Origin of the sequence: Streptomyces sp. NPDC096324 (genome assembly GCF_044763015.1) — a bacterium.
Taxonomy (GTDB): Bacteria; Actinomycetota; Actinomycetes; order Streptomycetales; family Streptomycetaceae; genus Streptomyces.
The window spans coordinates 87,949-109,200 of the sequence record NZ_JBIWFK010000005.1 but is presented as its reverse complement, the minus strand read 5'-3'; the positions used below and the strand labels follow the sequence as shown (position 1 = coordinate 109,200).

Annotated in this window: 18 protein-coding genes; 8 read left to right on the top strand and 10 right to left on the bottom strand. The window is 71.2% G+C overall.

All coding sequences use genetic code 11. The features are described 5' to 3' along the window. The first annotated feature begins 6 nt into the window (after nt 1-6). Nucleotides 7-1,176: an NlpC/P60 family protein gene (locus ACIQ7M_RS14640; protein ID WP_403643706.1), complete on the top strand. Its 1,170-nt coding sequence runs from the start codon at nt 7-9 to the stop codon at nt 1,174-1,176. Nucleotides 1,177-1,309: 133 nt separating this feature from the next. Further along, nucleotides 1,310-2,290, top strand: a complete 981-nt coding sequence (locus ACIQ7M_RS14635) for a tellurite resistance/C4-dicarboxylate transporter family protein (protein WP_355766718.1) — start codon at nt 1,310-1,312, stop codon at nt 2,288-2,290. An 84-nt stretch (nt 2,291-2,374) separates the two neighbouring features. On the opposite strand, the gene ACIQ7M_RS14630 is transcribed toward ACIQ7M_RS14635, so the two are convergent. Further along, nucleotides 2,375-2,728: a hypothetical protein gene (locus ACIQ7M_RS14630; protein ID WP_403643703.1), complete on the bottom strand. Its 354-nt coding sequence runs from the start codon at nt 2,726-2,728 to the stop codon at nt 2,375-2,377. Nucleotides 2,729-3,172: 444 nt separating this feature from the next. On the opposite strand from ACIQ7M_RS14630, the gene ACIQ7M_RS14625 reads away from it, so the two are divergent. Continuing rightward, on the top strand, nt 3,173-4,273 hold the full coding sequence (locus tag ACIQ7M_RS14625; RefSeq protein WP_355766712.1) for an NlpC/P60 family protein: 1,101 nt from the start codon (nt 3,173-3,175) through the stop codon (nt 4,271-4,273). A 9-nt stretch (nt 4,274-4,282) separates the two neighbouring features. Here the strand turns inward: ACIQ7M_RS14625 and ACIQ7M_RS14620 are convergent, their stop codons facing one another. After that, nucleotides 4,283-5,035 (bottom strand): response regulator transcription factor, encoded by a 753-nt coding sequence (locus ACIQ7M_RS14620; RefSeq protein WP_355766709.1) that lies wholly within the window; start codon nt 5,033-5,035, stop codon nt 4,283-4,285. Further along, a complete protein-coding gene (locus ACIQ7M_RS14615) occupies nt 5,032-6,321 on the bottom strand; it encodes a PspC domain-containing protein (protein WP_355766706.1) in 1,290 nt (429 codons plus the stop codon). Before ACIQ7M_RS14615 ends, ACIQ7M_RS14620 begins: the two co-directional genes overlap by 4 nt. A 177-nt stretch (nt 6,322-6,498) precedes the next feature. Here ACIQ7M_RS14615 and ACIQ7M_RS14610 point away from each other — a divergent pair, with 177 nt between their 5' ends. Both ACIQ7M_RS14610 and ACIQ7M_RS14605 read left to right on the top strand, forming a co-directional pair. Then, nucleotides 6,499-7,875 carry a PspC domain-containing protein gene (locus ACIQ7M_RS14610; protein ID WP_403643698.1) on the top strand — a complete coding sequence of 459 codons (1,377 nt, stop codon included), beginning with the start codon at nt 6,499-6,501 and terminating at the stop codon, nt 7,873-7,875. After that, on the top strand, nt 7,862-8,074 hold the full coding sequence (locus tag ACIQ7M_RS14605) for a hypothetical protein (protein ID WP_403643695.1): 213 nt from the start codon (nt 7,862-7,864) through the stop codon (nt 8,072-8,074). The genes ACIQ7M_RS14610 and ACIQ7M_RS14605 overlap by 14 nt, the downstream gene beginning before the upstream one ends. A 54-nt stretch (nt 8,075-8,128) precedes the next feature. On the opposite strand, the gene ACIQ7M_RS14600 is transcribed toward ACIQ7M_RS14605, so the two are convergent. From ACIQ7M_RS14600 to ACIQ7M_RS14590, 3 genes are all read right to left on the bottom strand, one after another. Further along, nucleotides 8,129-8,653 (bottom strand): DoxX family protein, encoded by a 525-nt coding sequence (locus tag ACIQ7M_RS14600; protein WP_355766697.1) that lies wholly within the window; start codon nt 8,651-8,653, stop codon nt 8,129-8,131. Between the two features lie 614 nt (nt 8,654-9,267). Beyond that, nucleotides 9,268-10,641, bottom strand: coding sequence for a hypothetical protein (locus tag ACIQ7M_RS14595; protein ID WP_403643692.1), 1,374 nt, complete (start codon nt 10,639-10,641; stop codon nt 9,268-9,270). A gap of 235 nt (nt 10,642-10,876) precedes the next feature. After that, nucleotides 10,877-11,671, bottom strand: a complete 795-nt coding sequence (locus tag ACIQ7M_RS14590) for a class II aldolase/adducin family protein (protein ID WP_403643689.1) — start codon at nt 11,669-11,671, stop codon at nt 10,877-10,879. Between the two features lie 155 nt (nt 11,672-11,826). Between ACIQ7M_RS14590 and ACIQ7M_RS14585 the strand changes: the two genes are divergently transcribed. Further along, nucleotides 11,827-12,297 (top strand): pyridoxamine 5'-phosphate oxidase family protein, encoded by a 471-nt coding sequence (locus ACIQ7M_RS14585; protein ID WP_403643686.1) that lies wholly within the window; start codon nt 11,827-11,829, stop codon nt 12,295-12,297. Between the two features lie 31 nt (nt 12,298-12,328). On the opposite strand, the gene guaA is transcribed toward ACIQ7M_RS14585, so the two are convergent. Then, nucleotides 12,329-13,909 carry a glutamine-hydrolyzing GMP synthase gene (guaA, locus tag ACIQ7M_RS14580; protein WP_355765780.1) on the bottom strand — a complete coding sequence of 527 codons (1,581 nt, stop codon included), beginning with the start codon at nt 13,907-13,909 and terminating at the stop codon, nt 12,329-12,331. A gap of 363 nt (nt 13,910-14,272) precedes the next feature. On the opposite strand from guaA, the gene ACIQ7M_RS14575 reads away from it, so the two are divergent. After that, nucleotides 14,273-14,557: a chorismate mutase gene (locus tag ACIQ7M_RS14575; protein WP_326785978.1), complete on the top strand. Its 285-nt coding sequence runs from the start codon at nt 14,273-14,275 to the stop codon at nt 14,555-14,557. A gap of 277 nt (nt 14,558-14,834) precedes the next feature. Here the strand turns inward: ACIQ7M_RS14575 and ACIQ7M_RS14570 are convergent, their stop codons facing one another. Continuing rightward, nucleotides 14,835-16,034 (bottom strand): hypothetical protein, encoded by a 1,200-nt coding sequence (locus ACIQ7M_RS14570; protein WP_403643683.1) that lies wholly within the window; start codon nt 16,032-16,034, stop codon nt 14,835-14,837. A gap of 219 nt (nt 16,035-16,253) precedes the next feature. On the opposite strand from ACIQ7M_RS14570, the gene ACIQ7M_RS14565 reads away from it, so the two are divergent. Further along, nucleotides 16,254-17,234, top strand: coding sequence for an LAETG motif-containing sortase-dependent surface protein (locus ACIQ7M_RS14565; RefSeq protein ID WP_403643680.1), 981 nt, complete (start codon nt 16,254-16,256; stop codon nt 17,232-17,234). A 171-nt stretch (nt 17,235-17,405) separates the two neighbouring features. On the opposite strand, the gene ACIQ7M_RS14560 is transcribed toward ACIQ7M_RS14565, so the two are convergent. After that, the gene (locus ACIQ7M_RS14560; protein WP_355765788.1) at nt 17,406-19,211 is read right to left on the bottom strand and encodes a GMC family oxidoreductase; all 1,806 of its coding nucleotides are present in this window, start codon (nt 19,209-19,211) and stop codon (nt 17,406-17,408) included. Between the two features lie 88 nt (nt 19,212-19,299). Beyond that, nucleotides 19,300-21,225 (bottom strand): succinic semialdehyde dehydrogenase, encoded by a 1,926-nt coding sequence (locus ACIQ7M_RS14555; protein ID WP_403643677.1) that lies wholly within the window; start codon nt 21,223-21,225, stop codon nt 19,300-19,302. Between the last annotated feature and the right edge of the window lie 27 nt (nt 21,226-21,252).

Genomic DNA, 21,252 nt, shown 5'->3' with positions numbered 1-21,252 from the left:
CCTCTCTTGGCGTCACACCGCAAGGCGCGTCCCACCGGTGCGCGCATCGCAGGCATACGGACCCCCGCCCTCGCCACGGCGGCCCTCACCTCCGTGGCCCTGCTCTCCCAGACCGCCAACGCCGCACCCTCGGCCGAGCCCCGGCCCAGCATCGAAGCGGTCTCGAAGAAGGTCGACGACCTCTACCACCAGGCCGAGACCGCCACCGACAAGTACAACGCGAACCGGGAGAAGACCGCCAAGCAGCGCGAGCGCGTCGACACCCTGCTCGACGACGTCGCCCAGCGCACAGAGAAGCTCAACACCGCGCGCGAAGAACTGGGATCGTTCGCCGCGGCGCAGTACCGCACCGGGGCCGCCGCGCCCGACACCGCGACCCTGCTGCTCGCGGACAACCCCCAGGACTACTTCGACCAGACCCAGTTGATGAGCCGCCTGACGAACCGCCAGAAGGCGGCCGTCGACGACTACATCACGGAGCAGGCCGCCACCACCGAGAAGCGGACGGAGGCCACCGCGAGCCTCGAGTCGCTGACCGCCTCGCAGAAGGCGCTCAAGACGTCCAAGGCCGAAGTGCAGCACAAGCTCTCTGAGGCCCGCGACCTGCTGTCGAAGCTGAACTCCGAGGAAAAGGCGCGCCTGGCGGCGGTCGAGAAGAAGAAGCGGGAACAGGCCGCGGCCAAGGCGGCGGAGCTGGCGCGGCAGCAGGCCGCCGCCGAGAAGGCCGCCCAGGCGCAGCCGTCGTCGGACAGCACGGGTGACCCGGCCGCCGGCTCGACGGCCGGGTCGTCGACGGGATCGACGGCCACGGGCTCCTCGTCGAAGGCGGCCGAGGCGCTCGCGTTCGCCCGCGCGCAGGTAGGCAAGCCGTACGTCTGGGGCGCCACCGGCCCGGACTCCTACGACTGCTCGGGCCTGACCCAGGCCGCCTGGAAGGCCGCCGGCGTCAGCCTCCCCCGCGTCACCTACGACCAGGTGAACGCCGGCACGACGGTCTCCCTCGCCGACGCCCGGCCCGGCGACCTGGTCTTCTTCTACGACGACATCAGCCACGTCGGCATGTACATCGGCGACGGCATGATGATCCACGCGCCGAAGCCGGGAGCGTACGTCCGCGAGGAGTCGATCTACTACGACGGCACCTCGGCGATCCACAGCGTGGTGCGCCCGGCGTAGCCCGGGAGCCGGAAGCCCCTCGCGCGGGGCACGCGTGCGGGCTCTCCCGATCCCCGCGCGCGTGCTCCGCGTTTTCGTCGCCGCCCGCGCGTGGCCCGCCCGCAACCGCTCCGCGGGTCCCTAGCATCGACGCATGCCAGAGACACCGGACATGACGGACACCATTCCGCTCCGCTCCTGGTGGGCGGGGTGGGCGCCCGCCGCCGGGGCCGCCGTCATGGCCACCGGCATCCTCTCGATCGGGCTGCACCTGACCGGCTACGAGGTCCTGTCCCGGATCGCGCTGTTCCTCGCGTCGCTCGCCTGGGTCGGTCTCGCCTCGGACTTCCTCGCCCGGCTGGTGGGCGACCGGGCGCAATGGGCGCGACGGGCCGGCACTCCCGCCGGGCTCGACGCGGTCGCGGCGACCACCGTGCTCGGTACCAGGTTCTCCACACTGGGGTGGCAGACGCTCGCCGAGATCCTGCTCGCGCTGTCGGCCGTGCTCTGGCCGGTCCTGCTGCTGAGCGTCCTGCGGCACTGGCGGCGCCGCATGGCGGGAGAGGTGTTCCTCGTCTGCGTGGCCACGCAGGGGCTCTCGGTCCTCGGCTCGACGATCGCCGGCGAGGTGGGCTCGGACTGGCTCGCGCATGCCGCGATGACGCTGTTCTGGGTGGGGATCGCGCTGTACGTCCTCTCGCTCGCGAACTTCGACCCGCGGGAGGTGAGGAAGGGCGCGGGGGACCACTGGATCGCGGCCGGCGCGCTGGGCATCTCGGCGCTGGCCGGAGCGGGACTCGTCGTGGCGCACGACGTGAATCCGTATCTGTGGAACAACGACGACCAGGGCGTCCTGCGCGCCACGACCGGCGCGCTGCTCGTCCTGGACCTCGCCTGCTACTTCCTGCTGGCCGTCGCGGAGGTGGTGTGGCCGCGCCCGCGGTACGACGTACGGCGCTGGTCGTCCGTCTTCCCGATGGGGATGTCGGCGGTGGCGACCCTCGCGGTCTCGGCCGCCCTCGACGTCTTCTGGCTCAAGGGGACCGGACAGGTGCTGCTGTGGATCGCGGTGGCGGCGTGGCTCCTGGCGGTCGCGGGCACCGCTCTCGCCTTCAGATCCGAGGTACGGGGATGACGCGGCTGTCCGGTCCGCGCGTCACGGGACGTCACGGAAGGGAGGCCGCCGGTCAGGTCCGGCGCAGGGCGGTGTGCGCGCCGGTCAGGTCCACAGGACGGCGATGAAGATGTTCGTGACGGTCAGCAGTCCGACCAGGCCGAAGAGGCGCTTGTCCACCGTCTCCTCGTCCCGCTGCGCATAGACGAGCCCGAGGATCACGATCAGCAGGGCCAGCTTCACGCCGATCTTGACGGTGTTGACCGTGCCGCCGTCGGCCTGGTTGAGCCCGACCAGGGCGACTCCGGTCACCAGCATGGTCAGCGCGCCGTGCAGCATCGCCGGGACGAAGCGGGCGGTGCCGTTGCCCATCGCCTTCATCTGTGTGAGGAAGCCGCCGAGGAGCGCGGCGATGCCGATGATGTGCAGGCCGACGAAGAGGTGGATGAGTACGCCCATGGGGCCGGAGCCTAATCGCACCCCCTGACGCCCCCGCCGACCGGGCCCCTCCCGACCCGGCCGCCCCTTCCTCCACTCTCCCTCCACCGGACCGTCGCGTGTCACCCATAGCACCGACATCACGCGAAGTGTCCGTGATTCACCGATTCGGTCATGACCCTGCGTCAAGTCGGTGCCGCACAGACAGGATCTTGGCCACATTTGGTCGCTCGTCGATCCAATCGCGATAGTTCCGTACATAGCGTTACCAACGGCACACTCTCAGGTTTAGCGTCCTCCACCAGGTGACCGGCTCCCCACCACCGTCCGGGCCAGGGACGGCAGTCGGACACCACCGCCGAGAAGGTCCGGCGGCGGCACCGCTCCCCCTGTGTGCGCCGCCGCCGGACGTGTCACCGCTTGACCGCCCCTCAAGGACGGTCGCACGGAAGGATGTGGGCCCTCGTGGCAGCGCACCGCAAGGCCAGACAGCGTTCGGTCGGCGGAAACACGGCCCGCACAGCGGTCACCATCGCCCTCGCGGGCGCGGCGACGGCCACCGGCTTCGACGGGGTCGGACACGCCGACCCCCAGCTCTCCCCGGCACAGGTGAAGGCCAGGGTCGACAAGCTGTACGAGGAGGCGGAGGCCGCCACCCAGAAGTACGACGGCGCCAAGGAGAAGGCCGGCCAGGCGGAGGCGAGGCTGAGCAAGCTCCGCGACGAGGCGGCCCGCCGGGAGGAGCGGCTCAACTCGGCCAGGGACGCGCTGGGTTCGATGGCGGCGGCGCAGTACCGCAGCGGTGGGCTCGACCCCGTGGTGCAGCTCGCGCTCTCCGACCACCCCGATCAGTATCTCGACGGGGCCGCCCTCGCCGAGCGGGTCGGCACCCGGCAGTCGGCGGAGATCGCCGGGGTACGCAAACAGCTCCGCGAGCTCGAGCAGTTGCGCGGAGCGGCGAACATCGAACTGGCCAGGCTCAAGTCCCGCCAGACCGAGCTGAAGCAGCACAAGAAGACCGTCAACGAGAAGCTCACCGCGGCACGCCGGCTGCTGGACCGCCTCACTCCGGAGCAGCGCACGCGGTACGCGGAGCGAGGCGGCGCGAACGACCAGCAGCACGTGTCGCGCGACGCTTCGCGCGACCCCGCACCGGTCGGGTCGTCCGGCACGTCCGACGCGTCCGGTGCCGCCGGAGCGGGCACCGCGGCACCCAACTCCCGGGCGGCGGCCGCCGTCGCCTACGCCTACGCGAAGCTCGGCAGCCCCTACGTCTGGGGCGCCACCGGGCCCAACGCCTTCGACTGTTCCGGGCTCGCCCAGGCCGCCTACCGTTCCGCGGGCGTCTCCCTGCCCCGCACGACCTATTCCCAGATCAACGCCGGCCGACGGGTCACGCTCTCCGAACTCCAGCCCGGCGACCTGGTGTTCTTCTACGCGGGCATCACCCACGTGGGCATCTACATCGGCAACGGCCAGATGATCCACGCCCCGAATCCGTCGGCGCCCGTACGGGTGGCCCCGATCAGCGAGATGCCCTTCGCCGGGGCCACCCGGGTCGCCTGAACCCCGGTGTCAGACCAGTCGTCGCGCCGTCGCCCAGCGGGTCAGCTCGTGGCGGTTGGAGAGCTGGAGCTTGCGCAGGACCGCCGAGACGTGCGACTCGACCGTCTTGACGGAGATGAAGAGCTGCTTGGCGATCTCCTTGTACGCGTACCCCCGGGCGATGAGGCGCAGGACCTCGCGCTCGCGCTGGGTGAGACGGTCCATGTCCTCGTCGACGGGCGGGGCGTCGGTGGAGGCGAAGGCGTCGAGGACGAATCCGGCGAGGCGCGGGGAGAAGACCGCGTCGCCGTCCTGGACGCGGAAGACGGAGTCCACGAGATCCGTGCCGGTGATCGTCTTGGTCACGTACCCCCGGGCGCCGCCGCGTATCACACCGATCACGTCCTCCGCGGCGTCCGACACGGACAGCGCGAGGAAACGCACCGGCCGCTCGGCGTCGGCCATCAACGGGGCGCAGCGGCGCAGTACTTCGACACCGCCGCCGCCGGGAAGGTGGACGTCGAGGAGGACGACCTCGGGGCGGGTGGCCGTGATGACCGTGACCGCCTGATCGACGTCCGCGGCCTCGCCGACCACCTCGACGCCGGTCCGCGCGGTCTCCCCGATCTCGGCCTGGACCCCCGTACGGAACATGCGGTGGTCGTCGACGAGCACCACGCGCACCCGGCGCCCGCCCTCGGCGTCGGCGCCCGCGGACGCGGTGGCACCGGAGGTCTCCGCGGCCGAACCGCCGGACTCCACAGGCTCGTTCGTGTCGCTCATGACGTTTTCTCCGCCCTCTCCATCTCCAGCTCGACCTCCGTGCCGCCGTCCGGCACCGCGCGCAGTCGCGCCGTGCCGCCGTTGCGCTCCATGCGGCCGATGATCGATTCTCTGACGCCCATGCGGTCGGCGGGTATCGCGTCGAGGTCGAAGCCTGGGCCGCGGTCGCGGACGGACACGAAGACCGTCCTGCCCTCGACTTCGGCGTAGACCTGCACGGCGCCGCCCTCGCCACCGTACTTGGCCGCGTTCACCATCGCTTCCCTCGCCGCCTGCATCTGTGCGGTCAGCCGGTCGTCGAGCGGGCAGTCGCCCACGACGACGACCTCGATGGGGACGCCGTGCTTGTCCTCGACCTCGGCGGCGTGGCCACGGACCGCCTCGGCGAGGGTGGCGGGCTCCTCGTCCTCGTCCTTGCCGCTGCCGTCCGGTTTGTAGAGCCAGGCCCGCAGATCGCGCTCCTGGGCCCGGGCCAGGCGGCGCACCTCGTTCGCGTTCTCCGCGTTGCGCTGGATCAGGGTGAGGGTGTGCAGCACGGAGTCGTGGACGTGGGCGGCGACTTCGGCCCGCTCCTGCGCGCGGATGCGCATCAGGCGCTCCTCGGAGAGGTCCTGGGTCATCCGGATCAGATAGGGGCCGGCGAGCAGCGCGATGCCGACGAGGACCGCGAGCGCCGCCTGGAGCACCGAGCCGAGGTGGGCCGCGGAGCCCTGGAGGACGAAGATCCCGGAGACGCCGGCAGTGACGAGGAGTACGCCCGCCGCGGACCTCAGCAGCGTGAGCGTGCGGCGGCGGCGGCCGACCTCCGCCCAGCGGGCCCGCCGCGCGTTGTCCGCCTGGCGCCAGACCAGGGCGACACCCGCGCCGACGAGGACCGTCGGCCACAGGTACGCCTTCGTGCCGCCGCCGAGGTTCACGTTGCCGACGAAGACCATGGCCACGACGACCATGAGGAGGAGGGCGACGATCTGGCCCTTGTCCGGCTTGCGGGCCACCAGTCTGCGCCGGCCGTCGGGCGAGGTCTCGGTGGTGAACGCCGGGGTACGGCCGGAGCCGACACCGCCGACGCCGAGCGGCACGAAGAACCAGAACGCGGCGTACAGCAGCGCGCCCAGCCCGTCCGCCATGAACAGTCCGACGAACACCAGCCGCACCCAGACCACGGGCAGCCCGAGATGCCCGGCGAGCCCTCGCGCCACTCCCCCGAGCCAGCGTCCGTCGCTGCTCCGGTAGAGCTTGCGCGGGGGCCGCGGGTCGTCGGTGGGCAGGACTGCGGCTTCCGGCATGCCATCGATGTTCACACGCCCGGCGGACCGGAGCATCAGGGTCGGCCCCGGATACTCCCCTGATCTTCGAGAACCGGCCTTCGAACAGTCCCCGCCCTCCCCTTCCGGGCGGATATCAGGGTTCGGCCAGGGTCGTCCCGACTCCCGCCGCGCCGTCCCGCCCGTCACCATGGACGCATGACAGATCAGCAGCACGCGGCGGCGGAGCCGGAGCCCGGCGCCGCTCCCGGTGACGAGCCGCGTGCTCACGGGGAAGCGGCCGCGGCACGGTCGGCGGACACCGACGCCTCCCCCGAGGTGCCGCGCAGGTTCCGGCGCGACCGCCGGCAGAAGATGCTCGGCGGGGTGTGCGCCGGGCTCGGCCGGCAGTGCGACATGGACCCGGTGATCTTCCGTATCGTGCTCGCGGTGCTCGCCGCGACCGGCGGCATCGGCCTCATCTTCTACGGCTTCGCGTGGCTCTTCGTCCCGTACGACGACGAAGAGGAGAACGAGGTCCGCAAGCTGCTCACCGGCCGGGTCGACGGTCCCGCGCTGACCGCCGTGCTCTTCGCGCTGGTCGGCTGCGGAGTGTTCCTGTCCATGCTCAGGAACGGCAGCGTGCTGACGTTCGCCGTCGTCCTGTCCCTGCTGCTGGCGGGCGCGGGCTACTGGTCGCAGAACCGCGGCGCCGCCGACCCCGACCCGCTGGCCGCGCAGGCCGCCGCCGACGCCCCGCCGGAGGCGAAGGCCCCGCCGGCCCCCGACTCCTATCCCTCGTGGTGGCGCGACCCGATCGTGAAGGACGGTTCGCACGTCGGCGGCACCGGCTACATGTGGGGTCCCGTGGAGACCCGGGACCGCGATGTCGCCGCCGCGCTCAACATCGCCCGCGGCACCTCCCGCCCCTCCCCGCGGACGGAACGGGAGCGCGGACAGCGCGGCCCCCGCCCGATAGGCGGCCGCGTCTTCCTGCTCGCGCTCCTCGCGGGCGGCCTCACCACCAGCCTGAACTGGCACGACCAGGCGCTCGGCACCAGCCTTCAGGCCGGACTGGCCACCGCGCTCGTCGTGTTCGGCCTGGGCATCGCCGTGAGCTCGTTCCGCGGGCGCACGGGCGCGGGAACGGTCTTCCTCGCGGTGATCACGGCCGGTCTCCTCGCGGCCTCCGCGGCCCTGCCGAAGGACATCGGCACGCACTGGGTACGGACGTACTGGACCCCGGCGACCGCGGCCGACGTACGGCCGGGCTACGACCTGGGCACGGGAGTGGGCACCCTCGATCTCAGCGGGGTCGACCTCGCCAAGGGGCAGACGGTGAAGACGAACGCCGAGGTGGGCGCGGGCCGGCTGAAGGTGATCGTCCCCAAGGACGCGACCGTGCGGCTGACGGTCGAGGTGGGCGTCGGGGACATCCAGCTTCCGGGCGATGACAAGAAGGACGTGGACGTGGAACCGGGCAAGCACAAGCGGGTGATCCTGCCGCCGGCGACGGGCGGCAAGGACGGCGGCATCTTCGACCTCGACCTCCAGGTCGGCGTCGGCCAGGCGGAGGTGGCCCGTGCCTCGTCATGAGTTCCAGCCCGGCAAGCTCGTGGCGGGCCTGTTCCTCACCGCCGGGGGCATCGTCTACGCCGGCGACGCGGGCGGATGGTGGGACACCGAGTGGTTCGCCATCATCCCCGTCGTCGTGGTCGGCCTCTGCCTGGCGGGCGCCGTGGCCTCCGTGAACCACGCCGTCCGCAGACGCCGGGGGGGCCGGAGCCGCACCTGAAGTCCCGCTCCACCCGCGGGACTTCGTGCCGGCCCGCCGATCAGCCCCTCGGGCTCAGTAGCCGGTCCGTTGCTGCCGGCGGCGTTTGATCACGGCGTCCACCGACCAGTAGGACGCGCCGGCCAGCACCAGCGGCGTCCAGCAGAACAGGTACGGGAGGTCGTTGCCGTAGTAGTACGGGTCCGAGGCCCAGCTCACCGTCAGCCACAGGCTGAGCGAGATGAGGGCGCCGCCGAGCGCGGCGAGGCGGGCGAACAGGCCGATCAGGATGCCGATCCCGACGGCGAGTTCGCCGAACGCGATGGCGTAGCCGAAGCCGACGGGGTTCTTCAGGGACAGGTCGACGAGGGCCGGTATCGCGGAGGAATCACGCACCGTGCGCATCATGTCGCCGATCGAGCCGGAGCCGGAGGCCTTCATGAAGGCGCTGTCCGTGAGTTTGTCGAGGCCGGCGTAGATGAAGGTGACGCCCAGGAAGATCCGGAGTGGCAACAGGGCGTAGTGGGTCGCGGTCTCCCGCCAGTCCCGTCGTTCCCCCAGATACTGGGTGTGAGTATCCGTCCGCGTACCGTGAGTCATCGTTCTCCGCCACCTCTCACCCGCGTGCCGTTGACCACTCAACAGACCATACGTACGAATCGGTTCCCCGACTCAGCCGACGGAACCTTTTCCCGGCCTCATCTCTCGGGATACCCCCCTCACCCCACCTCGCCCACCCACCCCAAAACCTTCCTTCGCCCCCTCCGCCCCTACCCGACCCGAACCCGGGGCTCCGCCCCAGCCCCCGCTCCTCAATCGCCGGAGGGGCTGGAATTTTCCCCGGCACCCGAAAAGGCGGGCCGGAGGGACGGACGCCACCCTGGAGGCTCCGCCCCAGACCCCGCTCCTCAAACGCCGGAGGGGCTGAAACTTTCCCCGGCCGGCGCTGAAACTTGCCCCAGCGGCTGGAACTTTCCCCGGCCGGGCCTGAAATTTGCTCGGGCCGGGGTTGGAACTTCCCCGGCGGGGCTGAAATTTGCCCCGGCCGGGGCTGTGACCGTCTGGATCCCGCACCCGCAGTCGGCATCCGGCGTGAGGGGACGTGCCGGTACATCGATGCCCGTCGCCACCGACGGGCACATCTCCGTCCAACGGCGACGGGCTGATGCACCGGCACGGCCCCGACCCACCCACCGGACGGGAACCGCACCGGATCAGTCCGTCACATCGATCTCGTACCGGTTCGTCTCGACTCCCGCCGCCGTCACCACCTGCACCTCCACCCGCCCCGGCTCCACATCCACCGGCACAGGCACCGTCAGCACCGCGTCCGTGGGATTGCTGAACCCCCCGGACACCGGCACCAACGGCACATGCACATGCACCGCCCCGATCCGCACGACCATCCGCGACAACCGGTCCGCGCTCTGCGCCCCGGGCGGCACGAACCCGGCACCCCGGATCTCGATGTCGTCCCCGGTCCGGATCGGCGCGTCCAGATCGCCCGCCTCACGGGACCGGACCACGGAGAGGATCACCGGCCGCCCGCCCTCGGCGTACTTCCCGGCGAGATAGGTAGCGGCCGACACCAGCACCAACAGGGCCAGCCCCCACGGAAGATCGGGCAACTGCGACGGCCGCCGAGCCAGCCGCACCGCCGCGAAGACGAGAGCGACCCCGCTGATCACGACGTACTGGATGTCGGCGAAGCCACCCCGCCCCGAGTCGTCGGTGAGCAGATCGGCCGCCCGCGGCCGGTCGGCGCGGACCTTCTGGAGCCGCTGCCCCAGCACCCTCAGCCCGACCACCCGTCGCACGAGCACGGCGACCCCGCAGACCACGGCGACCACGGTCACCACCCCGGAGGCCCGGGCGAGTTCGAACCCGGCGATGAGTTCGTCCCGGCGGCCGGGCGCGGAGGCCGCGACGAGTTGACCCACCAGAACGAGCACCGCGTACACCACGAGCAGCACCCAACCGGCGGCCACCGCCCGGGAGGTGGAGAGCCGGTTGTCCTCGCCGATGACCGGCGCGACGGCCCCGCCCCGCGCCCGGTGCAGCCAGGCCGCCCCGGTCAGCAGCCCGGCCAGCACGACAGCGGCGAGCAGCCCCGCCGTCCGCGCCGCCGTCCAGCCGGCCCCGATCGCGGTGAGCGCCTGCACGAGCAGGAGGACGACGACGGAGGCCCAGACGGTGTACGCGGTGTACCGCCACAACCGGGTCAGCCACGCCTCGCCCTCGAGTCGCCCGCGTTCGGCGACGAGGTCGGCGGACTGGGTGAGTTCGTCGGACACCCACTGCCGGGACGCGGAGGCGGAGTGCGCGACACCGGCGGGCAGCCCCTGCCCGGACGCCAGCGCGTCGCGCTTGGCGAGGAACGCGGCGACGGCCCGCCGGTGCCCCGTACGCGCCCCGTGCGGACAGTCCCCGCACGTACAGCCGCCCTCATGTCCGCCGGGGCCCCCACCCGGCTCACCGACCGGCCCGCCACCCGGGCCTCCGGCGGAGCCACCGCTCCGCCCGGTGCCCGACCCGGACCCCGGCCCGGCACCGTGCCCCGCACCGTGTCTCGCCTCCTGCACCGCCACGCCCACTGCCGCCTTCCCGCGCCAGAACACACTCCGTAGAGCCGGAATGTCACGAACATCCGGCTGCCGCGCCCCCACCCGACAACTCTCTTGTGACGAAAGCGAATTGTGCCGTACTCGGCACCCCACGCACGCCTCAGGTCGGGTCGGCGGGGGTGAGGCGAGTGACCGCTCGTTGACCCGATGCCCCGCTGTTCCGGCGGACGCACGGGGAAACCGGACCAGATCCGTCGTCCTAGCTGAGCAGATCGGGCTCGCTGCGGCTGATGTCCTGCCACAGGGGCTGGTAGTTGATCCACGCCACCAGGTCCCCGCCGAGTTGTTCGCGGGTGGCGACCGCCTGCTTGTGGTCGATGACGAGAGGCCGGCCGGCGGCCTTCGCGGTGAGCTGGACCTGGCTGGAGCGTTCCATGGACAGGAACCACCAGGCCGCCGCGTCCACCGAGTCCCCGACGGTCAGCAGCCCGTGGTTGCGCAGCACCAGCGCCTTGCGGGTGCCCAGCGCGGACGCGATCCTGCGGCCCTCCTCGGCGTCGACGGCGACCCCGGAGTAGGCGTCGTAGAGTGCGTGGTCCTCGTAGAAGGCGCAGCTCTCCTGGGTGATCGGGTCGAGCAGGTCGCCGAGGGCGGCGAGGGCGCGGCCGTGCACGGAGTGGCAGTGGGCGACGGCGACGACGTCGGGGCGGGCCGCGTGGACCTGGGAGTGCACGGTGAACGCGGCCTGGTTCACGTGGTAGCGGCCCTCGATCACCTGGCCCTCCTGGTTGGCCATGACCAGGTCGCCGACGGTGACGTGTTTGAAGGGCATGCCGAACGGGTTGACCCAGAAGCAGTCGCTGTACTCCGGGTCGCGTGCCGTGATGTGTCCGGAGACGCCGTCCTCGAAACCGAGCCGTCCGAACAGCCGCAGCGCGCCGGCCAGCCGTTCCTTGCGGTGCCGCCGTTCGTCGTCCAGCGATTCGTGCATCGGCGGCATGGCGAAGCGGAGCTGGTCGGTGGGGCGGGGCAGCCGCGGAGTGGGCCCGTGCATATGTCCTCCAGCACTGGCGTGTTCGGTACGAGCGGAAGTTACCCGGGGTCAGCGCAGGAGAACAGGGGTGTTCCGTGAGAGAAAAAATGTGGAACGCCGAGGAACACAGGCCATACCCGACAGAAGATGTCGGGTATGCGCGTCAGACTCGCTGCATGAACTGGGCAGCACTCTCCACCGCCGAACCGGCGTTCGCCGGCACCGTCGAACAGCGTTTCGGCGCCTTCACCCACCATGTCCTCGCGACCCTCCGCAAGGACGGCTCGCCCCGCACCTCCGGCATCGAGGTGCGCTTCCTCGACGGCGAGCTGTGGCTCGGCATGATGCCGGACTCCCTCAAGACGCTCGACCTGCGCCGCGACCCACGCTTCGCGCTCCAGGCGAACCCGGGGGCCGGCACGGACATGGGCGGCGGCGACGTACGGATCAGCGGGCGGGCGGTCGAGGTGGGCGACGGTGTCCCCGCCAAGGCCGCGTACGTGAAAGAGGTGGAACCGCCGGAGCCGTTCCACCTCTTCCGCACCGAGCTGACGGAGGTCACACGGACCTATGTCGAGGACGAGACGTATCTCGTCGTCCAGGTCTGGAAGCCCGGCGTGCCGGTGCGCACGCTCAAGCGGACCTGAGGCGGGAGGGTCACTCCCGGCCGTGGGAGGACTACTCCCACTCGATGGTGCCCGGGGGCTTGCTCGTCACGTCGAGCACGACGCGGTTGACGTCCGCGACCTCGTTCGTGATGCGGGTCGAGATCTTCGCCAGGACCTCGTAGGGCAGCCGCGACCAGTCGGCCGTCATGGCGTCCTCGCTGGACACCGGGCGGAGCACGATCGGGTGGCCGTAGGTCCGGCCGTCGCCCTGGACGCCCACGCTGCGCACGTCGGCGAGCAGGACGACCGGGCACTGCCAGATGTCCCGGTCGAGACCGGCGGCGGTCAGCTCCTCGCGGGCGATGGCGTCGGCCTGGCGGAGCAGGTCGAGACGCTCCTTGGTCACCTCGCCGACGATCCGGATGCCGAGGCCGGGGCCGGGGAACGGCTGGCGCTGGACGATCTCCTCGGGCAGGCCGAGCTCCTGGCCGACCATCCGGACCTCGTCCTTGAACAGCTTGCGCAACGGTTCGACGAGCTGGAACTCCAGGTCCTCGGGGAGGCCGCCCACGTTGTGGTGGGACTTGATGTTCGCGGTGCCGGTGCCGCCGCCGGACTCGACCACGTCCGGGTAGAGCGTGCCCTGGACCAGGAACGCGACGTCCTCGCCCTCGGCGGCCTCGGCGATGATCTCCGCCTGGGCCTGCTCGAAGACGCGGATGAACTCGCGCCCGATGATCTTCCGCTTCTCCTCGGGGTCCGAGACGCCCTTGAGCGCGGTGAGGAAGCGCTCCTCCGCGTCCACGACCTTCAGCTGCACGCCGGTCGCGGCGACGAAGTCCTTCTCGACCTGCTCGGTCTCGCCCTGGCGCATCAGACCGTGGTCGACGTACACACAGGTGAGCTGGGAGCCGATGGCCTTCTGCACGAGGGCCGCGGCGACCGCCGAGTCCACTCCGCCGGACAGACCGCAGATCGCACGCTTGGTGCCGACCTGCTCGCGGATCAGGGCGACCTGCTCGTCGATGACGTTGCCGGTGGTCCAGGACGGGGTGAGACCCGCGCCGCGGTACAGGAAGTGCTCCAGGACCTGCTGGCCGTGCGTGGAGTGCATGACCTCGGGGTGGTACTGGACGCCGTAGAGCTTCTTCTCGTCGTTCTCGAAGGCGGCGACCGGGACGACGTCCGTGGAGGCGGTGACGGTGAAGCCCTCGGGGGCGGCGGAGCAGGCGTCGCCGTGCGACATCCACACCGGCTGCTCGTCCGGGGTGCCCTCGAACAGGGTGGAGCCGGACTTCGAGACGTGCAGCGGCGTACGGCCGTACTCGCGGGCGCCGGTGTTGTCGACCGTGCCGCCGAGGGTCGTGGCCATGAGCTGGAAGCCGTAGCACATGCCGAAGACGGGGACGCCCGCCTCGAAGAGCTCGCGGTCCAGGCGCGGGGCGCCCTCCGCGTAGACCGACGAGGGGCCGCCGGAGAGGATGATCGCGGCCGGGTTCTTGGCGAGCATCTCCTGGACCGGCATGGTGCTCGGCACGATCTCGCTGTAGACCCGGGCCTCACGGACTCGACGGGCGATGAGCTGGGCGTACTGCGCACCGAAGTCGACGACCAGGACGGTGTCGGTGGCGGCGGGGGACGCTTCTGGCACGGTCTGCCTTCCGGCGGTGAGCAAAAGGGTGTGTACGGCCGATTCTACCGGGGGCCGGGGTGGGCCTGGCGCCCGCGGGGTTCCGGGGGCCGCGGGGGCCCGGCGCCCACGGGGTTCCGGATGCCGGGTCTCACCATCCGAACCGTCTTGGCCGGCGCCGCCGCGGACGTGCATACTGCCGTCATGCTCACGCACACGACCTTCCTGTTTACCTATGGCAACCGGCCCACCGGCTGCCATGGTCGTGCTGCTTGAGCAACTGACAAGCGACTTCCCAGGCGCCCCGGGCCGACAAGGCCCGGGGCGTCTGCCGTTTCCGGGCCGGGTCGCTCCGGGGCACCCCTTCCATCGAGGAGCCCCACCATGGCCGACGTACTCGACAAGACCGGCGCCCGCACCGACGAGGCCGCCGACGTGATCACCGGTGCCCGTGAACGCATCGACGCCCTCGACGACCGGATCATCGGTCTCGTGCAGGAACGGATGGCCGTCTCGGCCGTGATCCAGGAGGCGCGGATCACGTCCGGCGGCCGCCGGGTGAACCTCTCCCGCGAGATGGAGATCCTCGGCCACTACCGGGACGCGCTCGGCAAGCCGGGCACCTCGCTGGCCATGATCCTGCTCGAACTGTGCCGCGGCCGGATCTGAGACCCGCACCCGGCGTACGCACGTACGCATTCCCTCTCACCCGTACGGCGCGTATCCGCGGTACCGCGGACTTCGTTTCTTCTGGTGTCCGTGTCAGCCAGGGGCGGGCCCGAAAGAACCACGCGTGGCTTCACTGGAGCGATGAGACGTACGGATCGTGCCGTGCGTCGTGGGACCTCGCTCCAGGTCGTGTGACCGGACGGCAGGGGACAGCAGCCCGGTCACTCAAGAGAACGGACGGCCCCGGGGACGCCCGGGGCCGTCCGACGGCGGCACATCAGGTACGGGACAGCGTGCCGCATCCGGCCGTGCGGGAGGTCTCGAGGTCACGGCTGCGGTCGTACGGGTCCATGGCCGGTCCGGTCGGCGTCGCGCCGGTGGGTGAGGCGGCCGAGTCGAACTGCGGGTGCAGGAAGCCGTCGTAGACGTCGCAGGCGGAGTTGCCGATGGTCTCGTCATAGTGACCGATCATCACTTTGCCAGGTGTGACCTGGTACTTCGCCGGGTTCAGGAAGGTGACGTCGATGACGCGGCGCACGATGGTGCGGGTCACCTCGTCCTTGTCGCCGTCCGCCGGGGACACCGGATAGACGAAGGTGTAGTCGGTGTGGATGGCCAGGGACCCGTTCTCGCCCTCCTTGAACGTGATCCGGCCGCGCACCTTGACCACCTGCCCGACCAGGCTCACCTCGCGGGGGTCGAAACGGCTGAACAGGGTCACCGGATCGTGCTTCTTCTCCGGCGCGCTCAGCTTGCGCTCGATGTCGTCGATCATGTGGGGCTGTTTGGCGTCGAGGACGGCGATGGCCGCCTTCGGACGCTCGCCGCGCAGGGTCGCCCGGTCGAGGTTGGCTCCGACGAGCAGGTTCTTGGTCTGCCGCAGCGCGGTGGCCACCTGCGCCTTCGTGAGGGAGCCGACCGCCTTGGCCTCCGGGACGACGACGGCGTCGGCGCCGTCGGCCCAGCGCTCGGCGGGTGACCCGGCGAACGGCCTCTGCCTGGTGGGTGTCCGCGAGGCCGCGGCGGAGGGCGGCGCGGTCGGGGCGGCGGTCTCGGCGGGCAGTTCGGGGCCGGCCGACGCGGAAGAGGACGCGGACGAGGTGCCGAAGAGGTCGCCGGGCAGCAGGGACGGCTTCATCGCGACGACGGCCACGGCTACGGCGAGCGGGACCCCGAGGATCGCCCACAGTCTGCGGCGCCGGGCGGCACGCCCGTCCGTCTCGCGCCAGGCGGGACCCGTCCGCCAGCCCTCGGGCGGCGCGGCCGGACGCGACTCCTTGCGGGCGGTCCGGCGGGAGTTCCGCGCGGCCTCCCGCTCGTCCTGAAGGCGCAGCCGTTCCGTCACCATGCGCGCCCGGGCGGACGGCTCCTTGGGTGCCGAGGCGCGGATGTCGCGCTCGCTGTCGCGCGCGAAGCGTTCCCACACGTCGTCAGGAACCGTCGGCTCCCCGGATTCCCCGGGCTGTTGATCAGACACGAAGCTCTTTCTAAGTGTCTCGAACGGGCGTGCGCAAGCCACACATGGATGTGACCCAGCACACATAAGAATCTCGTCAGATCCAGGACAACCATTCTCAGACCTCGCCGGTCTCACCTGCAGAACCAACGGTCACATCCGCGCCCACACGCGGCCGGCCACCCACAAACTCCATAATCGCGCCGCGAGTTCACGGCGCACTGGATCACCGAGGTCTTCATGAAGCTTCGCCGTGCCATGGCCACTGCGGCCGCGACGGCTGTCATAGCACCGCTCGCGCTGCTGTCGGTAGCGCCGGCCGCGTTCGCGGAAGAAAGCCCGTCCCCGAGTGCGAGTGTGTCCGAGTCCCCGAGCGAGTCGGCGTCGCCGAGCGCGAGCGAGTCGGCGCCCGGGGCGACCGGCGAGGCGTCGGCCTCCGCGTCCGCCTCCACGTCCGAGTCCGAGTCCGCTCCGGCCCCGAGCGGCTCCTCCTCGGCGTCGTCGCCCGCGCCGAGCGCCTCCGAATCCGAGTCGGAGTCCCCCGAGCCCGAGCCCTCCGACTGCTCGGACTCCAAGGTCCAGGTCTCCATCAACGGCCTGCCCGGCAAGATCGCGGCGGGCAGCGGATGGCACAAGTTCTCCCTGGACGTCCTGAACAACTCGGACTCCACCCTGAGTGACCTCGGCTTCTTCGCGGGCGCCTCGCCCGACAAGAACGGCGAGGACATGTTCAAGAGCAAGCAGGTCCAGCTCCAGGCGTACAACCCGGACGACAAGGTCTGGGAGGACGTCGACGACGGCGGGTACGCGGTCGGCTTCGTCGGCTACACCGACGAGCTCAAGCCCGACTACGAGGTCGACATCCCGCTCCGCATCAACGTGAAGTCCAGCGCCCCGGTCGGCGCCGGCTTCTCGCTGGGCGCCAGCATCTACGGCGACGCCGACGCGGAGTGCACCGGCTTCGGCGACGTCGCCTACAAGTTCCAGATCGTCGCGGCCGGCACGGACACCGACGGCACCAAGCCCCAGGGCGGCGGCAAGGTTCCGGTCTCGGACAAGCCCGCCGACAAGAGCAACACGCCCGCGGTCGACGGAAGCCTCGCCGAGACGGGCTCCAGCTCCGCGCTGCCGATGATCGGCCTCGCCGGCGGTATCGCCGTCGTCGCCGGTGCCGGTGCGCTGGTCGTCGTCCGTCGCCGCAAGGCCGGCGCGAACGCGTAGCACCGCAAGCCGACACGGCCGACGCTCGCGTCGGTCACGTACGAGAAGAAGGACCTGCGCTCGGAGGGGGGCGCAGGTCCTTCTTTTCGCTGTACGGGTGTCGTACGGGCCTTCGCTGACGGGTCGTACGGGGCCTCGCCGTACGGGACTTCGCGGCCGGGGCGGCCGGGGCTACGGCTTCGGAGGCATCGCCGGCATGCCCAGGAACGGCAGCCGCAGTGCGCCGAAGGCGTCCGCGGGAACGGCGGGACGGTGCGGCTCCACCGCCTTGAGACGCTCGTACGAGGCTCCCGGCGCCGGACGCGGATCGGCCTCGCCCTTGTTGGGCCAGAACGACATGGCCCGCTCGGCCTGCGCGGTGATGGTGAGCGACGGGTTGACCCCGAGGTTCGCGGAGACCGCGGCGCCGTCGACGACGGAGATGCCCGGGTGGCCGTGGAGTCGGTGGTAGGGGTCGATGACGCCCTCCTCGGCACCGGCGCCGATCGGACAGCCGCCGAGGAAGTGCGCGGTGAGCGGGGTGCCCATCAGCTCGCCGACGTTGCTGCCCGGGAAGCCGTTGATCTCCTCGGCGAGGACGGAGGCGGCCCGCGAAGCGGCCTTGATCTGCTTGGGGTTGGGCGCACCATGTCCCTGACGTGCCGTCAACAGTCCCTTGCCAGCGCCCTTCGGCTTGAGGTACGTCGTCAGGGAGTTGTCGAGGGACTGCATCACCAGCCCGATGATGGTGCGTTCGGACCAGCGGCGGTTGGAGAGCGAGCGCATCACCAGCAGCGGATGCCGGACCGCGTTGACGAACCAGCCGGCCACCCTCGACGAGCCCTCGGCATAGGGGACTTGGAGGATGGACATGCCGCCCATCGCGTTGGAGCCCTTGCCGTAGCGGACGGGTTCGATGTGGGTGTCCGCGTCCGGGTGGATCGAGGAGGTGATGGCCACGCCCCGGGTGAAGTCGGCCTTCGTGCCGTGCGCCTTGCGGTAGCGGCGGTCGTCGGTCTGCGCGCCCACCAGCGCCTCGGAGTTGGTGCGGGTCAGCTCGCCGAGCCTCTTCGACAGATGAGGGAGCTGACCGCCGGCCTTCATGCGGTGCAGCAGCGTCTGGGTGCCGTAGGTGCCGGCCGCGAGAACGACCCGGCGCGCCGTGAACGTCCGCCCCTGGCCCTTGCGCCGGTTGTCGGTCGGGAGGGTCTGGACGGCGTAGCCGCCGCGCGAGTCGTCGGTGACGGACACGACCGTCGTCATGGGATGGACGACGGCACCCGCCTTCTCGGCGAGGTGCAGATAGTTCTCGTTGAGGGTGTTCTTGGCGCCGTGACGGCAGCCGGTCATGCACTCGCCGCACTCGGTGCAGGCCTTGCGGGAGGGCCCGACGCCGCCGAAGTACGGGTCGGCGACCTCGTCACCGGGCTTCGCCCCGGCGGAGCCGTCCGCGTCCTGTCCGTCGCCGAAGAAGACGCCGACCGGGGCCATGTGGAAGGTGTCGCCGACCCCCATGCGCTCCGCGGCGGCCTTGAGGTGGACGTCCGACGGGGTCGTGGTCGGGTTGAGCCGCACACCCAGCATCCGCTTGGCCTGGTCGTAGTACGGCGTCAACTCCTCCTCCCAGTCGGTGATGTCCTTCCACTGGGGGTCCTCGAAGAAGGCCTTCGGCGGTACGTAGAGGGTGTTGGCGTAGTTGAGCGAACCGCCGCCCACGCCCGCGCCGGCGAGCACCATCACATTGCCCAGCAGATGGATGCGCTGGATGCCGTACATGCCGAGCCTCGGGGCCCAGAGGTAGTTCTTGATGTCCCAGGAGTTCTTGGGGAGCGTGTCGCGAGTGAAGCGCCGGCCGGCTTCGAGGACACCGACGCGGTACCCCTTCTCCGTCAGCCGCAGGGCGGTGACGGAGCCGCCGAAACCGGATCCCACGACGACGACGTCGTAGTCGTACGTCTCCTCGTCCGGCTGTTCCTGGACAGAGCTCTCCTGTGACACGTGCCGCTCTCCTCGTTGAGACCGTCGAGACCGTTCAGAACCGTCGAATACCGTCGAGAACCGTTGGGGATCCGTTCGAGAACGGGGGTTACCGCAGCCGGAGAGCCTTCATGACCTTCAGGCTCCGGCTCATGAACGCCGCGTACTTCTCGTCGTCCATGCCGAGGGACGGCGCCATCGGCAGCAGCCGCTGGTGGGCGACGGTCTGCGCCTCGGTGTACTTGAGGATGCCCTCGGAGCCGTGCCGGCGGCCGAGGCCGGAGTCCTTCATGCCGCCCATCGGCGACTGGACACTGCCGTACGCGGGCGCGTAGCCCTCGTTGACGTTCACCGTTCCGGTGCGCAGCCGGGCCGCGAGCGCCCGACCGCGCCGGCCGTCCTTCGTCCAGACGGAGGAGTTGAGGCCGTACGAGGTGGAGTTGGCGCGCTCGACGACCTCGTCCTCGGTCGTGAAGCGGTAGAGGGAGACGACGGGGCCGAACGTCTCCTCGGCGCAGACGGCCATCGGCGCCTCCACTCCGTCGAGGATGGTGGGCTCGTAGAAGTACGGGCCCACGTCGGGCCGGGCGACACCGCCGGCGACGACCCTGGCCCCCTTGGCGACGGCTTCCTCGACGTGCCGGGTCACGGTCTCGAGCTGGCGCTCGCCGACCAGCGAGCCCATGTCCGCCCCGTACGCGAGGGACGTGCCGAGCCGCATGGCCCGGGTCCGGGCGGCGAACCGCTCCGTGAACGCGTCGGCTATGGACTCGTGGACGTACAACCGCTCGATGGAGATGCAGAGTTGGCCGGCGGAGGAGAAGCAGGCCCGGACGGCGCCGGCGGCGGCCTTGTCGAGGTCGGCGTCCTCCAGGACCACCATGGCGTTCTTGCCGCCGAGTTCGAGGGAGACGCCGACGAGACGGGCGGCCGCGCCCTGGGCGACCTCACGGCCGGTGCGGGTCGACCCCGTGAAGGAGACGTAGTCGGCGTGCCGGACGACCTCGGGTCCGACGACCGGTCCGTCGCCGATGACGACCTGGAAGACCTCGGCGGGCAGTCCCGCCTCGATCAGCAGGTCACGCGCCCACAGGGCGGTCAGGCAGGTCTCGGTGTCGGGCTTCATGACGACCGCGTTGCCCGCGACGAACGCCGGCAGCGCGTCGCCGACCGACAGCTCCAGCGGGTAGTTCCAGGGCGCGATCTGCCCGACGACACCGCGCGGGTGGCGCAGCTCGGTGACCTTGGTGAGGGTCGGCATCGCGCCCGCGTGCCGCTTGGGACGCAGATAGGAGGGCGCCTTGAGTCCGTAGTGCCGCGCGGCGATCAGGACGGCCTGGACCTCTTCGTGGGCGTGCAGCCGGGTCTTGCCGGTCTCCAGCTGGATGAGGTCCAGGACCTCGGCCTGCCGGGCGAGCACGAGGTCGTGGAAGCGGAGCAGGACGGCGGCGCGGCGCCGGACCGGAGTGGCCTCCCAGGCGCCCTGGGCGGCACGGGCCCGCTCGAAGGCCTTCTCGACGTCCGCGGGGGTGGACTCGGGCACGTCGGCGAGCTTCTCGCCGGTGAACGGCGAGTGGTTGGCGGTCCGCCCGGACCCGGTCACTCCCTTGGTGAGCTGCGCGACGAGCTCGGGGGTGACCACGTCGGCGGCGGTACGGACGCCGGCCGGGGCGGAAGCGAGGGGGTTGGTGCCGAGGGCGACGGGGGCCGCGGTCGCGCCGGCAGCCGGGGCCTCGTCCGCGACAACGGTCTCGTCCGTAGCGGCGACCCCGTCCACGACGGCGGTCTCGGCCGCAGCGGCGGCCTTCTCGGCGACGGCGGGCGTCTCGTCGGCGCCCGCCGCGTGGGCCGTGACGCCGGTCGCGGCGGCCGAAGCGGCGGTCGCGAGGTCCGCGTCGGCCGCCGCGGTGCTCGCGGCGGCGGACGTCAGGTCCGCGTCGGTCGCGGCGGCCGCGCCGGCCACCGTGTCGGTACCGGCCGTCTCATCGGCGCCGGTGCTTTCCGTGGCCTGCTCCGCGGCCTGCGAGTCCGTCATGAGCCGCAGGGTATGCCCACTCGCTCC

Coding starts and splice junctions, on each gene's coding strand:
- ACIQ7M_RS14635 (WP_355766718.1), top strand. CDS start 1,310: ATGCCAGAGACACCGGACATGACGGACACCATTCCGCTCCGCTCCTGG.
- ACIQ7M_RS14630 (WP_403643703.1), bottom strand. CDS start 2,728: ATGGGCGTACTCATCCACCTCTTCGTCGGCCTGCACATCATCGGCATC.
- ACIQ7M_RS14620 (WP_355766709.1), bottom strand. CDS start 5,035: ATGAGCGACACGAACGAGCCTGTGGAGTCCGGCGGTTCGGCCGCGGAG.
- ACIQ7M_RS14615 (WP_355766706.1), bottom strand. CDS start 6,321: ATGCCGGAAGCCGCAGTCCTGCCCACCGACGACCCGCGGCCCCCGCGC.
- ACIQ7M_RS14610 (WP_403643698.1), top strand. CDS start 6,499: ATGACAGATCAGCAGCACGCGGCGGCGGAGCCGGAGCCCGGCGCCGCT.
- ACIQ7M_RS14600 (WP_355766697.1), bottom strand. CDS start 8,653: ATGACTCACGGTACGCGGACGGATACTCACACCCAGTATCTGGGGGAA.
- ACIQ7M_RS14590 (WP_403643689.1), bottom strand. CDS start 11,671: ATGCACGGGCCCACTCCGCGGCTGCCCCGCCCCACCGACCAGCTCCGC.
- ACIQ7M_RS14585 (WP_403643686.1), top strand. CDS start 11,827: ATGAACTGGGCAGCACTCTCCACCGCCGAACCGGCGTTCGCCGGCACC.
- ACIQ7M_RS14575 (WP_326785978.1), top strand. CDS start 14,273: ATGGCCGACGTACTCGACAAGACCGGCGCCCGCACCGACGAGGCCGCC.
- ACIQ7M_RS14565 (WP_403643680.1), top strand. CDS start 16,254: ATGAAGCTTCGCCGTGCCATGGCCACTGCGGCCGCGACGGCTGTCATA.
- ACIQ7M_RS14555 (WP_403643677.1), bottom strand. CDS start 21,225: ATGACGGACTCGCAGGCCGCGGAGCAGGCCACGGAAAGCACCGGCGCC.